The 14,013-nt window shown below is 72.5% G+C and carries 13 protein-coding genes; 4 read left to right on the forward strand and 9 right to left on the reverse strand.

What is annotated here, in order from left to right; all coding sequences use genetic code 11:
• Positions 1-11 precede the first annotated feature (11 nt).
• A complete protein-coding gene (locus RLT58_RS25705) occupies positions 12-1,334 on the forward strand; it encodes a multidrug effflux MFS transporter (RefSeq protein ID WP_311312724.1) in 1,323 nt (440 codons plus the stop codon).
• 17 nt (positions 1,335-1,351) lie between these two features.
• Here RLT58_RS25705 and RLT58_RS25710 read toward each other — a convergent pair whose 3' ends face one another.
• The gene (locus tag RLT58_RS25710) at positions 1,352-2,686 is read right to left on the reverse strand and encodes a hypothetical protein (RefSeq protein ID WP_311312725.1); all 1,335 of its coding nucleotides are present in this window, start codon (positions 2,684-2,686) and stop codon (positions 1,352-1,354) included.
• 142 nt (positions 2,687-2,828) lie between these two features.
• On the opposite strand from RLT58_RS25710, the gene RLT58_RS25715 reads away from it, so the two are divergent.
• Positions 2,829-3,824 carry a small ribosomal subunit Rsm22 family protein gene (locus RLT58_RS25715; RefSeq protein ID WP_311312726.1) on the forward strand — a complete coding sequence of 332 codons (996 nt, stop codon included), beginning with the start codon at positions 2,829-2,831 and terminating at the stop codon, positions 3,822-3,824.
• Here the strand turns inward: RLT58_RS25715 and ddaH are convergent.
• Positions 3,821-4,690 (reverse strand): dimethylargininase, encoded by an 870-nt coding sequence (ddaH, locus tag RLT58_RS25720; protein ID WP_399131683.1) that lies wholly within the window; start codon positions 4,688-4,690, stop codon positions 3,821-3,823. The two genes, RLT58_RS25715 and ddaH, sit on opposite strands and share 4 nt — an antisense overlap.
• Before the next feature lie 194 nt (positions 4,691-4,884).
• Between ddaH and RLT58_RS25725 the strand changes: the two genes are divergently transcribed.
• Together RLT58_RS25725 and RLT58_RS25730 are read left to right on the forward strand one after the other, a co-directional pair.
• Positions 4,885-5,544: a TetR/AcrR family transcriptional regulator gene (locus RLT58_RS25725; RefSeq protein ID WP_311312727.1), complete on the forward strand. Its 660-nt coding sequence runs from the start codon at positions 4,885-4,887 to the stop codon at positions 5,542-5,544.
• Positions 5,545-5,651: 107 nt separating this feature from the next.
• Entirely contained in the window at positions 5,652-6,398 is a 747-nt protein-coding gene (locus tag RLT58_RS25730) for a bifunctional DNA primase/polymerase (RefSeq protein ID WP_311312728.1), read from the forward strand.
• Positions 6,399-6,408: 10 nt separating this feature from the next.
• Here the strand turns inward: RLT58_RS25730 and RLT58_RS25735 are convergent, their stop codons facing one another.
• From RLT58_RS25735 to RLT58_RS25765, 7 genes are all read right to left on the reverse strand, one after another.
• Positions 6,409-7,323 (reverse strand): SCO2278 family lipoprotein, encoded by a 915-nt coding sequence (locus tag RLT58_RS25735; protein ID WP_311314652.1) that lies wholly within the window; start codon positions 7,321-7,323, stop codon positions 6,409-6,411.
• On the reverse strand, positions 7,274-8,251 hold the full coding sequence (efeU, locus tag RLT58_RS25740; RefSeq protein ID WP_311312729.1) for an iron uptake transporter permease EfeU: 978 nt from the start codon (positions 8,249-8,251) through the stop codon (positions 7,274-7,276). The genes RLT58_RS25735 and efeU overlap by 50 nt, the downstream gene beginning before the upstream one ends.
• A gap of 30 nt (positions 8,252-8,281) precedes the next feature.
• Positions 8,282-9,556, reverse strand: coding sequence for an iron uptake transporter deferrochelatase/peroxidase subunit (gene efeB / locus RLT58_RS25745; protein WP_311312730.1), 1,275 nt, complete (start codon positions 9,554-9,556; stop codon positions 8,282-8,284).
• Between the two features lie 23 nt (positions 9,557-9,579).
• On the reverse strand, positions 9,580-10,716 hold the full coding sequence (gene efeO / locus RLT58_RS25750) for an iron uptake system protein EfeO (protein ID WP_311312731.1): 1,137 nt from the start codon (positions 10,714-10,716) through the stop codon (positions 9,580-9,582).
• 189 nt (positions 10,717-10,905) lie between these two features.
• Positions 10,906-11,745 (reverse strand): heme ABC transporter ATP-binding protein, encoded by an 840-nt coding sequence (locus tag RLT58_RS25755; RefSeq protein ID WP_311312732.1) that lies wholly within the window; start codon positions 11,743-11,745, stop codon positions 10,906-10,908.
• Positions 11,742-12,845 carry a FecCD family ABC transporter permease gene (locus RLT58_RS25760; protein ID WP_311312733.1) on the reverse strand — a complete coding sequence of 368 codons (1,104 nt, stop codon included), beginning with the start codon at positions 12,843-12,845 and terminating at the stop codon, positions 11,742-11,744. The genes RLT58_RS25755 and RLT58_RS25760 overlap by 4 nt, the downstream gene beginning before the upstream one ends.
• Complete coding sequence (locus tag RLT58_RS25765) at positions 12,842-13,900, reverse strand: heme/hemin ABC transporter substrate-binding protein (RefSeq protein ID WP_311312734.1); 1,059 nt, start codon at positions 13,898-13,900, stop codon at positions 12,842-12,844. Before RLT58_RS25765 ends, RLT58_RS25760 begins: the two co-directional genes overlap by 4 nt.
• Between the last annotated feature and the right edge of the window lie 113 nt (positions 13,901-14,013).

The following is a 14,013-nucleotide window of genomic DNA, read 5'->3' on the forward strand; positions in this document are numbered from 1 at the left end:
TGGAGATGAGAATGCCGGAGCGCGGCGCCAGCCGAACCCAGCAAGCAGACATACCCGACACCCGGGCCGGGAGCGGACTTCCGGCCCCGGGACTCCCTGCCGCCCCCACCGCCGCCGGCATCGCCGCCCGGCGCACCGGCCTTCTCGTCACGCTGGTCCTCGGCGGGCTGACCGCGCTGCCGCCGCTGTCCATGGACATGTACCTCCCGGCGCTGCCCGCCGTCACCGGCGCACTGCACGCACCGGCTGCGACCGTCCAGCTCACCCTGACCGCCTGCCTCACCGGCATGGCGCTCGGCCAGGTCGTCGTCGGACCGATGAGCGACCGGTGGGGCAGGCGCCGCCCGCTGCTCATCGGCATGATCGTCTATGTCTTCGCCACGGCGATCTGCGCCTTCGCGCCCGGAGTCGAACTCCTCATCGGCTTCCGGCTGCTCCAGGGCCTGGCCGGCGCGGCCGGGATCGTCATCGCGCGGGCCGTGGTGCGCGACCTGTACGACGGCGACGAGATGGCCCGCTTCTTCTCCACCCTGATGCTCATCTCCGGTGTCGCCCCGGTCATCGCCCCCGTCATCGGCGGCCAGGTCCTGCGGCTCACCGACTGGCGGGGCATCTTCGCCGTCCTCACCGTGGTCGGCGTCCTGCTCACCCTGGTCGTCTGGAAGTGGCTCCACGAGACCCTGCCGCCCCGGGACCGGCACACCGGCGGCATCGTCGAGGCCCTGCACACCATGCGCGGGCTGCTCGCCGACCGGGTCTTCACCGGCTACATGATCGCGGGCAGCCTCGCCTTCGCCGCGCTCTTCGCCTATGTGAGCGCCTCGCCGTTCGTCATCCAGGAGATCTACGGCGCCTCGCCGCAGACCTTCAGCCTGCTGTTCGGCATCAACTCCATCGGCCTGATCACCGTGGGCCAGATCAACGGCAAGCTCCTCGTCGGCCGGGTCAGCCTCGACAAGACGCTGACCGTCGGGCTCTCGGTCATCGTGACCGCCGCCGCGGCCCTGCTGCTGATGACGTCCGGGGTCTTCGGTGACGTCGGCCTCGTGCCGGTGGCCGCCGGGCTCTTCGTGCTGATGTCGGCGATGGGGCTCGCGATGCCGAACACCAACACCCAGGCCCTGATGCGGACCAAGTACGCCGCCGGATCGGCCTCCGCGCTGCTCGGCACCTCGCAGTTCCTCATCGGCGCCGTCGCCTCGCCGCTCGTCGGGATCGCGGGCGAGGCCACCGCCGTGCCGATGGCCGTGGTGCAGCTGGTGTGCGCGACGGGCGCGATGGCGTGCTTCCTCGGGCTGTGCCGGCCCTGGCGGCAGGCGGCCGCCCGGCGGTGACGCGGCGGGCGGGCTCGTCAGTCCGCCCGCGGGTAGCCGATCAGATGCTGCCGGTCCTTCTCGTCCGTCCAGCGGAACAGGCCGACGCCCTCCGCCCCCTCGCCGCCCGGCACCCGCACGTTCGGGGACAGGGTGTCCGCCGTGCCCGCGGAGACGTCGGCCAGGGCCGGGAAGCCGCCCCCGGCCAGCGCGTCCGCCGCGTTGCGCACGTTCGTCGCCCCGTACGCCGTGCCCTCGTCGGTCACCGAGGCCAGCACCAGGGACGTCGAGCCGTCGGTGTCCTCGAAGCAGAAGCCCTTCTTCGCGTCCAGGTCGAACGCGAGGTTCCCGGCCACCAGGTAGTCGCCCGACGGCGAGAGGACCGCCTGCGGGTACTGGCCCGGCGCGATGGCCGGCCGGTGGCACTCCACCGAGACCAGTGCCTTGCCGGTCTCCGTGTCGTGCACCGTCCACATCTCGTGCGTCCTGGCCCGCTTGGACTTCTTGTCCAGCTGCCACTTCGCCAGCAGCACCCCGCGCGTCACGGAGGTCGGGACACCGCTGCGCGGGTCGGTGCCCTTGGGGGCGTTCTTCCGGCTGAACCAGCCGCCCTGCACCCAGAACTCCCGCGCCCCGCTCAGCAGCAGCCCCTTCGAGGTCAGCCCGCGCACCTCGGTGAGCCGCTTGCAGGACGCGCAGTCCTTCGGGTACTTGAGCTTCGCCGCCGGGACCTGGGTGACCCGGCCGGTCGCCGGATCCACCACCGCGCTGCCGGTCCCGCCGTCGCCGATCAGGATGCCGGGGCCGTTGCCGCTGACGGTCGGCGCCTCGTTCCACGGCACCTCCACGCGCCGCCGGGACCCGTCCTCCACGGCGTAGGTGTCCAGCGAGACGATCCGCTCGGCCGGCGCCGGGGCGTCCGGGCCCACCTTCCCGTACGACCAGGTCACGAAGTACTCGTGGTCGTCGGCCGTGACCGTGAGCAGGTGGGGGAAGTGCAGGCCCGCCGGGGGCCGCCAGCTCTGCCCGCTCCAGCCGGCCCGCCCGGTCTCCGACTCGATGGTCCGCAGCCGGTACTCGCCCTCGGCGGTCCGCTCCAGATAGGCGAGCCGGCCCGTCGTCCGGGAGACCGCGTAGTCCGGCGAGGTGCCGATGAGCTCCCAGCCGCGCCGGGTGGTGTACGCCTCCGGGACGGTCAGCTGGGTCGCCGGGCCCGTACCCGTGCTCGTGCTCGTGGGCACCGGCTTCTTCGGCTCGGCGCCGTCCTTCTTGTCGCCGGACTTGGTGCCGCCGCCGCACATGGACAGCAGGAGCAGCAGCGCGAGCACCACCACGCCGCCGACCAGGCTCAGGCGAACTATCCTCTGCCTCATGGTCCCCCCGAGTGAGCCTGACCTGACCTCGCGGCGGTCAGCGTAGCAACTCGGCGCACTCGCACAGCAGTTCTGGTCCCAAGCCGGGCTCGACGGGCTCCGCCCGGCGTCCGGCCCGTCCGGGTCCGCCTACAATTCGTCGGTGAACGCCACACTCCCCACCTCGGACGACCTGCGCACGGCCCTGGCCGGCCTCCTGGAAGGGCTGCCGCCCAAGCAGGCCACCCAGGCCGTCGACCGGCTGATCGCCCACTACCGGGGGACCATTCCCACCGACACCCCGGTGCTCCGCGACCGCTCGGACGTCGTCGCCTACGCCGCGTACCGGATGCCCGCGACCTTCGAGGCGGTACGGGCCGCCCTCGACGCCCTGCGCGAGGCGGCCCCCGACTGGGCGCCCGCCACCCACACCGACGTCGGCGGCGGCACCGGAGCGGCGAGCTGGGCCGTCGCGGGGGAGTGGGAGGGGCACCGGAGCACGGTCCTGGACTGGGCCGAGCCCGCGCTCGCCCTGGGCCGTGAACTGGCCGTCGCCTCCGGCGTCCCCGCCCTGCGCGCCACCGAGTGGCAGCGGGCGAGGATCGGCAAGGACCTCCCGCTGCCCGCCACGGACCTGGTCACCGTCTCCTACGTACTCAACGAGCTGACCCCCCAGGCCCGCACCGAGCTCGTCGACGCCGCCGCCCGGGCCGCCCAGGCCGTCGTGGTCGTCGAGGCCGGCACCCCCGGCGGCTACGCCCGCGTCATCGAGGCCCGCGACCGGCTGACCGCCGCCGGGTTCACCGTCGCCGCGCCCTGCCCGCACAGCGACGCCTGCCCCATCGAGCCGGGCACCGACTGGTGCCACTTCTCGGCCCGGGTCAGCCGCTCCTCGCTGCACCGGCAGGTGAAGGGCGGCTCGCTGGCGTACGAGGACGAGAAGTTCAGCTATGTCGTGGCCACCCGCTTCGCCCCGGTGCCCGTCGCGGCCCGGGTGACCCGCAGGCCGCAGATCCGCAAGGGCCAGGTGCTGCTGGAGCTGTGCACGCGCGACGAGGGTCTGGCGCGGGCCACGGTCACCAAGCGGCACGGCGGGCTCTACCGTGCCGCCCGGGATATCGCCTGGGGCGACGCCTGGCCCCCGCCGGACGCCGGCTAGCCGCGCAGCTCCTGGGTGCAGCACTTCACGCTGCCGCCGCCCTTGAGCAGCTCGCTCAGGTCCATCGGCACCGGTTCGAAGCCGCGGGCCCGCAGCGGGTCGAACAGGCCCGTCGCGGCCTGCGGCAGCAGCACATGGTGCCCGTCGCTCACCGCGTTCAGCCCGAGCGCGGCGGCGTCCGCCTCCTGGGCGATCAGCGCGTCCGGGAAGAGCCGGGCCAGCACCGCGCGGCTGCCCGGCGAGAAGGCGGGCGGGTAGTACATGATCTCGTCGGCCGCCTCGTCGAGCACGCTCAGCGCCGTGTCGAGGTGGTAGTAGCGCGGGTCGACCAGATCGAGGCCGATCACCGGCCGCCCGAAGAACTCCTGCGCCTCCGCGTGCGACAGCGGGCTGGACCGGAAGCCGCGCCCGGCCAGGAGGTAGGAGGAGGTCACCGCGAAGTCGCCCTCGCCCTCGTTGACGTGGTCGGGCTCATGGATCTCGGTGAAGCCGTGGCCGGAGAACCAGTCGCGGTGGGCGGCGGCCTCCTCGAACCGTTCCTGGTAGGCGAACCGGGCGCCCAGCACCCGGCCGTCGATCACGGTGGCCCCGTTCGCGGCGAAGACCATGTCGGGCAGCTCGGGGCGGGGCTCCAGCAGCTCGACGGTGTGGCCGAGCGCGCGGTAGCGGTCGCGCAGGTCCTCCCACTGGGTCTGCGCCAGCGGGAGGTCCACCGGCTTGGTGGGGTCCATCCAGGGGTTGATGGAATACGTCACCCTGAAGTGGGCCGGGGCGCACATCAGGTAGCGGCGGGGGGTGGCTTGACGGCCGGGGGTGCGGCGCGCAGCGCCTCCATGAGGGGCGGGGGCCGGGTGACTGGTGGGCAACGAGGGCTCCTCACGACTCGTCGCGGCGGCAATGGTGGCCGCCGCGGCCGGTGCGTCGCACGGGTGTGTGCGTGAGCCCATGGTGCGCCGTCCCGGGCCCGCAGGACAGTGGACCGATCGGGTGGTTGGGCCGAGCGGGGCCGCCCGACGGTGAGACGATACGTATCGGCTCGCTCGCTGCTAGATTGGCCCGCATGGCAGACAAGCGGGTCCCCGACGCCGGCCGCCGCAGCGAGCGCTCGCGCCGGGCGATCTACGACGCGGCGCTCGCCCTGGTCGGCGAGGTGGGCTACGGCAGGACGACCATCGAGGCCATCGCGGCCCGGGCGGGGGTCGGCAAGCAGACGATCTACCGCTGGTGGCCCTCCAAGGCGGCCGTGCTCCTGGAGGCGTTCATCGACCTCGGCGGCCGGGCGGCCCGGGACGCCGGGGAGCAGCCGGCCGGCTTCCCCGACACCGGGGACCTCGCGGCCGACCTCAAGCTCGTCCTGCGGGCCACCGTGGACGAGCTGAACGACCCCGCGACCGAGGCGCCCACCCGGGCCCTGGCCGCCGAGGGCATCGTCGATCCGAAGCTGGGCGCGGAATTCGTCGAGAAGCTGCTGGAGCCCTCGATGCGGCTCTACGCCACCCGGCTGCGGGCCGCGCAGGAGGCCGGCCAGGTGCGGGCCGGTGTCGACCCCCGGATCGCCGTGGAGCTCCTCGTCGCCCCGCTCACCCACCGCTGGCTGCTGCGGACCCGGCCGCTGACGCACGCGTACGCGGACGCCGTGGTCGACCATGCGCTCCAGGGGCTCTCGACCGGGCTGCCGGCCGGGCTCTCGGCCTCCGAAACGGAGCAAAAAGGCCGATAGTGCCCGCCTCGCGGCACCTCCCGCACCACCCCGCTTCCGGACTCTGGCCACCCGAGGCGCAGGATGGTGGGACCATGGGCAGGGGCAACGCAGAGGTAAGGGGATAGATGGGCGCCGATTTCGGCCGTAATCGCGGCTCAGAGAGCAAGTTTTCCCAATGGCTGCGGCGACGACCCAAACCGCAGCAGAGCGAGGTCGACGACTCCGCACGGGAGGCGCTGCTCCTGGCTGTCGCCGAGGCCGGAATGCCGATCGCACCCGCCGCGCATCCGGTCGGCTACCGATGTTCGTGCGAACGCATCGGCTGCCCCACCCCCGCCCGGCACCCGGTCTCCTTCGCCTGGCAGACGCAGTCCACCACCGACCGCGCCCAGATCGAGCGCTGGGCCCGCAGCCAGCCGCAGGCCAACTTCATCACGGCGACCGGCATGATCCACGACGTGCTCGACGTCCCGTTCTCGGCGGGCGCCCAGGCGCTGGAGCGGCTGCTCGCCGCCGGTATCGAGGTCGGCCCGGTGGCCCGCTCCGGCGACGACCGGATGCTCTTCTTCACCGCCACGCGCGGTACGCCGGAGGACGAGGACGAGTGGTGGCCGTGCGAGCTGGACTGCCACCCCGAGACGATGGACGAGCACCCCGGACTGCGCTGGCACTGCCGCGGCAGCTATGTGCTGCTGCCGCCGGCCCGGCTCCCCGGTGAGCTGGACGTCGCCTGGCTGCGCGGCCCGGAGCACCCGCTGCCGGACCCGCTGACCCTGCTGGAGACCCTGACGGACGCGTGCGCGCGGTTCGTGGGCTCCGCGGAGCAGAGCGAGGTCGACCACGAGTCGGTGGCCTGGCCGCTGAGCCGCTAGGGCGACGCCGCTACGACCCCTTCGCCGAGGTCAGCCCCGGCAGCCGGTTCAGCACGATGACCTTGCCCGCGCCGGCGCCCTTCTTCGGGACGTACACCAGCTGGCTGGAGACCCGCTCCTTGGTCAGCGTGCTCTTCACCTCACCGGTGAGCAGCGCCTCGACATCGGGATCGACGGCGGGCCGCAGCCCCTGCGCGGCGGTCTGCCGCTCGAAGTGCTTGCTGCTGAAGAAGACCAGCGCCCCGCCGTCGTCCGTGGTCAGGCCGAGCGGCGCGAACGCGCCGCTGTCCAGCGGCTGGTCGATGTACTGGTACGAGAAACCGGCCCGCCGGGTGTTCAGCCGCGCGTCGCGCCAGAGCGAGGTGGCGGCCCCGGGGGCGAAGACGTCCGGGGCGCCCTTCTGCAGATACGTCGTGTACCGCGTGCCCAGGTCCTGCGGGGCCACGGCCAGTTCGGCGCTGTCCGCCGCGACCGGCTCGGCCCGCCCGTCGGAGTCCTTCGCGAAGTCCGGCAGCTGGGCCGGGGTGACGACCGACAGATAGGCGGCCTTCCAGCCCGCGTCGGGACCGGACCTGACGAAGGCGAGCAGCCAGCGGGTGTCCTGCTTCCCGCTGTCCTGGTCGCGGTTGGAGTCCGTGTCGGCCAGGAACCACCGGGGCCAGCCGGCCTTCTTCGGGATGACGTAGTGCGCGTCCGTCAGTTCCAGCGGCCGGTGCTTGGCGTTGCCGTCGGGCTCGATCTTGTGACGGGCCTTCAGGCCCGCCTGGTTGATCGCGCCGAGCGAGCCCGTCACCCGGTCCTCGTCGAGCGCCGGATCGTAGGCCTTGTCCGCCGCGTTGTACGCGGCGGTGAAGTCCGCCAGGGCCTGCGCGGCCTCAGACTTCGTCGCCGCCGGTACGACTTCCAGCTCGCCGTGCACCGTCACGCAACCGCTCGCCGTCAGGCTCAGCACCGTCGCCGCCGCGAGTCCCGTCGCCAGCCGAATCGGCCTCAGGCTTCTCATCCGTTGCTCTCTGCGCCTTCTGATCCGTCGCCCCAACTGACCGTCCGAACCCGAACCCTACCGGGGCGAGGAACAGCGCGAGGGTGGGGATCAGATACAGCGCCCACACCGTGATCTGGAGAACGGTCGGGTCCGGCTGGAAGTTGAACGTGCCCTTCAGCAGGGTGCCGTACCAGCTGTCCGGCGGGACGGCCGAGCTGATGTCGAACGCCCGGTTCCGCAGCCCGCCGAGGAACTCCGCCTCCTGGAGGTCGTGCACGCCGTACGCGAGCACACCCGCCGCGACGACCACCAGCATCCCGCCGGTCCAGGTGAAGAACTTCGCCAGGTTGATCTTCAGCGCGCCCCGGTAGAACAGCCAGCCCAGCACGACCGCCGTGGCGATCCCCAGCACCGCGCCGATCATCGGATGCCAGCCGTCGTCCGCCGCGTGCACCGCACGCCACACGAACAGCGAGGTCTCCAGGCCCTCCCGGCCGACCGCCAGGAGCGCGGTGGCGACCAGCGCGCCGGTCCCCATCGCGAGCGCCGCGTCCAGCTTGCCGTGCAGCTCCGCCTTCAGATGCCGGGCGGTGCGCCGCATCCAGAAGACCATCCAGGTGACCAGGCCGACCGAGACGATCGACAGCGAGCCGCCGAGCGCCTCCTGCGCCTCGAACGTCATCTCCTGCGAGCCGAATTCGAGCCCGGCGCCGAAGGCCAGGCTGACGACGACCGCGATGGCGACGCCGATCCAGATGGGCAGCAGCCGGTGCCGGTTGCCGGTCTTCACCAGATACGCGATGAGGATGCAGACGACCAGGCTGGCCTCGAGGCCTTCGCGCAGGCCGATCAGGAAGTTGCTGAACACGTCTCGGTTCCCTTTCCGCTTCGAGTCCCGTTACGAGAACAGCGCCCGGCCCCACCAGTCGTCCGTGTCACGGACGCCCGGCGGAACGGCGAAATGCGCCGAACCCACGTGCTGGATGTACTCGTTGAGTGCGTCGTGTGCCGCCAGGCGCCGCTGGAGCGGCACGAAGGCCTTGCGGGTGTCGCGCTGGTAGGCGAGGAAGAACAGCCCGGCGTCGAGCCGGCCGAGGCCGTCCGTGCCGTCCGTGAAGGAGTAGCCCCGGCGCAGGATCGTCGCCCCGCCGTTGCTGTCGGGGTGTGCGAGCCGTACGTGCGCGGTCGGCAGCATCGCCTTCAGGAACGGCTCGTCGCGCTCCCTGGCCTTGCCGACCGGGGCGCCCTCGCCCTTGTCGCGGCCGAAGACGTCCTCCTGCTCCTGGAGTCCGGTCCGGTCCCAGGTCTCGATGTGCATCCGGATGCGCCGGGCGACCAGGTACGAGCCCCCGGTCATCCAGCCGGCCCGGTCCTTCTCGCCGACCCACACATGCGTGTCGAGGGCGGCGGTGTCGGTACCGGAGATGTTCCGGGTGCCGTCCTTGAAGCCCATCATGTTGCGCGGGGTCTGGGCGTCGGGCGTCGTCGAGGACGTCTTGCCGAAGCCCAGCTGCGACCAGCGGATCGCGGTGCGGCCCATGCCGATCCTGGCCAGGTTGCGGATGGCGTGCACCGCCACCTGCGGGTCGTCCGCACAGGCCTGCACGCACAGGTCGCCGCCGCTGCGGGCCGCGTCCAGGTTGTCGCCCGGGAACTTGGGCAGGTCGACGAGGGCGTCGGGCCGCCTGTCCTCCAGACCGAACCGGCCCTTGGCGAACAGCGAGGGGCCGAAGCCGACGGTCAGCGTCAGCCGGGACGGCCTGAGCCCCAGCGCCTCGCCCGTGTCGTCCGGCGGCGCCTCGGCGAGGCCCCCGTAGGCGCCGTCCCCGACCGCGTGGCCGGCCGTCATCCGCTCGGCCGCCCGGGTCCACTCCTTGAGCAGCGCGACCAGTTCGGCCCGGTCCTTCGTCGTCACGTCGAACGCGGCGAAGTGCAGCCGGTCCTGGACCGCGGTCGCGATCCCGGCCTGGTGCACCCCGTGGAACGGCACGGCGGCACCGCTGTCCGCGGCGGCCTGCGGCCCGTCGGAGCGGACCGAGGCGACGGCCACGCCGGCCGCGGCGGCGCCGAGCGCGAGCCCGGCACCGCCCCAGCCGAGCAGGGCCCGCCGCGACGGGGCGCCCGGGGAGGTCTCCGCCTCCCCGGCGGATGTGAGCCGACTCTTCCCGGACATCCCCGGAACCTCTTTCCGACCGGTTACTTCGTCACCGCGGCGGCGAGCTTGGACAGCGGCTCGGCCAGGGCGTTGACCGCGTCCGACAGCTCCTTGCGGTCCGCCTTGGAGACCTTGTCGTACGAGGTGAACTCGTAGGAGGAGGTGTCCTTGCGGTACTTGTCGAGCAGCTTGTTGAGCGCCGCGAACTGCTTGTCCAGGGTGCCGGTCAGCGCCGCGTCGTTCTTCGAGGCGATCGGCTTCAGCAGCTGGTAGCACTGCTCCGCGCCCTCGACGTTGGCCTTGAAGTCGACCAGGTCGGTGTGGCTGTAGCGGTCCTCCTCACCGGTGACCTTGCCGGTCGCGACCTCGTCGAGGAGTTCCTTGGCACCGTTGGCCATCGAGGTCGGGGTGATCTCCGCCAGGCCGACCCGCTTCTGCCAGTCGAGCAGGTCCTTGTAGAGGGTCGGCGCGAGGGCCTTCTCCTCGGCGCCCAGCTTCTTGTCCTGCCACAGCGCCTTCTCCAGGCGGTGCCAGCCGGTCCACTTCTGGCCGTCCTCCAGGCCGTCCGCGCGGACGTCGACCTTCGGGTCGATGTCACCGAAGGACTCGGCGACCGGCTCGGTGCGCTCCCAGCCGATACGGGAGTCGGAGTACGCCTTCTTCGCTGCCTCGATGTCACCGGCTGCGACGGCGTCCGTGAAGACCTTGACCTTGGGCAGCGTCTCGTCGGCCTGCGCCTGGACGTAGGTGCGGTAGGCGGCGACGGCCTTGTCCATCTCGGGGCTGCGCTTGGCCGCCTTGCCGCCGCTGACCTCGATCTTCTGCCGGATGCCGTGGCCCTTCATGCCGGGCTTGCAGGCGATCTCGTACGAACCGGCCTTGATCTCGGCCGTGATGGTGGCCTTGGTGCCGGGGCCGATGTTCTCGCGCTCGGCGACGATGCGGTCGTCCGGGAACAGGACGTAGACCTCGGTGACCTTGGAGCCCTTGTTCTGCACGGCCAGCTCGATGTGCCCGGCCGGCAGCTTCTTCTTCGACACGTCGCAGGAGTCGTCCTTGGCGACGACCTGGACGGCTCCGTCACCCTTGCCGTCGCTCTTCTCGGCGCAGCCCGTGACGGCGGTCAGTGCTGCCACGGTGGCGGCAGCGGTGACGACGGAGAAACGAACGGCTCGCATACGGGCTCCACATGAGGATGAAGGAGAAGGAGGGAACGGCGGAAAATGGTGGGTGAGGCTGACCTAACTTAACCGAGGCTTACCTGGTCGGTACCCACCCTCGCAGTGATTCAGCTCTCACTGGCCGGGCCCGGGAACGGGCCGATCACAGCCGACCCATGGACGTATCCCGGACAGGCAAAGCACTGGTCAAGCGGTGCGGTCGGGGACCACGAGCGGCACCCCGGTCCGCGGGTGCGGGAACACCTCGACGGGCTGCCGGTAGACCCGGCTGAGCAACGCGTCCGTGAACACCTCGGCCGGCGCTCCCGCCACCGCGATGCGCCCGTCGTGGAGCACGGCGGCCCGGTCCGCGTACGCGGCGGCCAGGCCGAGGTCGTGCAGGACGACCACGACCGCGTCACCGGCAGCCGCCCGCTCCCGGCAGATCCGCAGCACCAGTTCCTGATGGCGCAGGTCCAGCGCGGCGGTCGGCTCGTCGAGCAGCAGCAGCGGGGCCCGCTGGGCGAGCACCCGGGCCAGCGCCACCCGGGCCCGCTCGCCGCCGGAGAGCGCGGAGAAGGGGCGGGCGGCGAACTCGGTGACTTCGGTGGCCGCCATCGCCGCGTACACCGCCGGATCGTCCTCGTCCGCCCGGTCCGTCCCCGCCCAGGGCGCGCGCCCCATCCGTACGACGTCCTCCACCGGGAAGGGGAAGGAGAGCGCGGCGGACTGCGGCAGCACGGCCCGGCGCAGGGCCAGTTCGGGGGCGGTCCAGCCGGTGACCGGCCGGCCGTCGATCCGTACGGCTCCGCTCTCGGCGGGCAGGTCGGCGGCGAGCGCGGCCAGCAGCGTGGACTTCCCGGCCCCGTTGGGGCCGACCAGGGCCAGCACCTCGCCCGCGTGCGCCGTCAGGTCGATGGAGTCGAGCACCTGCCGTCCACCGAGCCGCACCCGCAGCCCGCTCGCCTCGGCGACCGGGCCGCCGGGGGCGACGGGCACGGGCAGCTGCCGGCCGCGTGGGGCGAAGGGGTTCCGCAGCGTCCTCATGCCCAACCACCTTGCTTGCGACGGGTCCTGCGCAGCAGCCAGAAGAAGAACGGGCTGCCGAAGAGCGCGGTGAGCACCCCGAGCGGCAGTTCGGCGGGGTCGGCGACGGTACGGGCCGCGAGGTCGCCCGCGACCAGGACCAGGGCGCCGCCGAGCGCGCTGCCGGGAACCAGGAAGCGGTGTCCGGGCCCGTTCGCCATCCGCAGCAGATGGGGCACCAGAAGTCCGACGAACGAGATGATCCCGGCAACCGCCACCGCGGCGGCGGTCAGCAGGGCCACGACCAGCACCAGCACGATGCGCAGCCGTTCGACATCGACACCCAGGTGCCGGGCGGGCCGCTCACCGAGGGCGAGCAGGTCCAGCTTGCGGGCGTAGAAGGGGGCGATGACCAGGCCGAGCACCGCGCAGGGCAGGACGGCCAGCACCTTGGGCCAGGTGGCCTGGGCCAGCGAACCGAGCTGCCAGAAGGTGATCTGGGTGATCTGCGCGTTGTCCGCGAAGAAGATGAACAGACCGATCAGAGCGCCCGCGAAGGCGTTGACGGCGATGCCGGTGAGGATCAGCGTCACCACCTCCGTCCGGCCGCCCGACCGCGAGAGCGCGTACACCAGCAGGACGGTCAGCAGACCGGCGGCGAACGCGCAGACGGTGATGGTCCAGTTGCCGAAGAAGCTCAGCCCCAGCGCGATCGAGGCGACCGCGCCGACCGCCGCGCCTGCGGAGATCCCGATGACGCCCGGCTCCGCGAGCGGATTGCCGAACACCCCCTGCATCAGGGCGCCCGCGCAGCCGAGCGAGGCGCCGACCAGCAGCGCGAGGACGACCCTCGGCAGCCGTACGTTCCACAGGACGCTCTCGCCGACCCGGTCCAGCGCGTGGCCGCCGAGCCCCGCCCGGTGCTGGACGGAGGCGAGGACGTCACCGAGCGGGATGCCGTACGCGCCGAGGCCGGCGGACAGCAGACAGCACAGCACGAGGACGGCGAGCAGTCCGGCGGTCAGCGTGAACGCCGTCGAGCGCCGGGCGCGCGGCGGCGCGGGAGCCGGCTCCGGCTTCCCCTGTGCCGCCTCGGCAGGTGTGTCGCAGGAGGTGGTCACTTGGCGGCGCCGTTCTCGGGATAGAGCTGTTCCACCAGCTCGCTCAGCACCCGGTCGGTGCGCGGCCCGTAGTTCAGCAGCACCCCGTCGTCGATGGAGACGATCCGCCGGTCCAGGCCGGCCGGGGTCTCGGCGACGCCCGGGATCTTCACCAGTCCGTCGACGCCGCCGACCGACTCGAGCCCCTTCGTCATCACGAGGATCGCGTCGGGGGCCGCCTTGGCGAGGGCCTCGCTGGTGATGGCGGTGAAGTCCTTCTTCAGTCCGGACGCCTTGCCCGCGTCCACCGCGCCCGCCGCCTCCAGCAGCGAACTCGCGCCGGACTCCCGGCCGCCGAGCAGATAGACGGACGCCGAGCCGCGCAGATAGAGGAAGGCGACGCGCGGCTTCTTCGCGCCCTCGGCCGGGGCCGGGATGGAGTCGCGCACCGCGTCGATGCGCTCCTGGGTGCGCTTCTTCAGCTCCGCGCCGGACTTCGGTACGCCCAGCGCGGCGGCCACCGTCTCGATCCGGCGGCCGACGTCGGCGAGTTCCTTCGCCGGCTCGACGACCACGAGCGGGATCCCGGCGTCCCGGATCTGGCCGATGGCCTCGGCCGGGCCGGTCGTGGTGTCCGCGAGGACGACGGTGGGCTTCAGGGACAGCACGCTCTCCGCCGACACGTCATGGGCCCGGGTCACCACGGGAAGCTTCTCGGCCTGTTCGAAGGTGGCGGTGATGTCGCGGGCCACGACCTGCTTGCCGAGGCCGAGCGTGAACACGATCTCGTTCAGGCTGCCGGTCAGCGGCACGATCCGGTCCGCCGAGGTGATGGTGGTCCGTTTGCCGTCCGCCGACTTCACGGTCACCGGCAGCTCCGGCGCGGGTGTGGTGGCCAGCGGCTCGATCCGGTCGGCGTCCGCGGCCGAGGAGGCCCCGGCGCCCGCGGACTTCGCCGCGGGGGTTCCCGTGCCGCCGCAGCCGGCCAGCACCAGGGCCGAGGCCAGGGCGAGGGCGGCCGTCAGGACGCCGGTGCGTCGCCGGCCCGGCGGGGCGAAGTCCTGCGAGTTGCGCACGGGGGCACCGTCCTGTCGTTCTGCGGCTCGGGCCACGGCATGGGCCGGGGTGAGCGGTTGGGAGTGATCTGCGAGGAATGTGACGGAAGGGGGTACCGGCACAGGATGTACAT

The organism is Streptomyces sp. ITFR-16, assembly GCF_031844705.1.
In the GTDB taxonomy this organism is placed as follows: Bacteria; Actinomycetota; Actinomycetes; order Streptomycetales; family Streptomycetaceae; genus Streptomyces.

Coding starts and splice junctions, on each gene's coding strand:
- RLT58_RS25705 (WP_311312724.1), top strand. CDS start 12: ATGCCGGAGCGCGGCGCCAGCCGAACCCAGCAAGCAGACATACCCGAC.
- RLT58_RS25710 (WP_311312725.1), bottom strand. CDS start 2,686: ATGAGGCAGAGGATAGTTCGCCTGAGCCTGGTCGGCGGCGTGGTGGTG.
- RLT58_RS25725 (WP_311312727.1), top strand. CDS start 4,885: ATGGCAGACAAGCGGGTCCCCGACGCCGGCCGCCGCAGCGAGCGCTCG.
- RLT58_RS25730 (WP_311312728.1), top strand. CDS start 5,652: ATGGGCGCCGATTTCGGCCGTAATCGCGGCTCAGAGAGCAAGTTTTCC.
- efeB (WP_311312730.1), bottom strand. CDS start 9,556: ATGTCCGGGAAGAGTCGGCTCACATCCGCCGGGGAGGCGGAGACCTCC.
- efeO (WP_311312731.1), bottom strand. CDS start 10,716: ATGCGAGCCGTTCGTTTCTCCGTCGTCACCGCTGCCGCCACCGTGGCA.
- RLT58_RS25755 (WP_311312732.1), bottom strand. CDS start 11,745: ATGAGGACGCTGCGGAACCCCTTCGCCCCACGCGGCCGGCAGCTGCCC.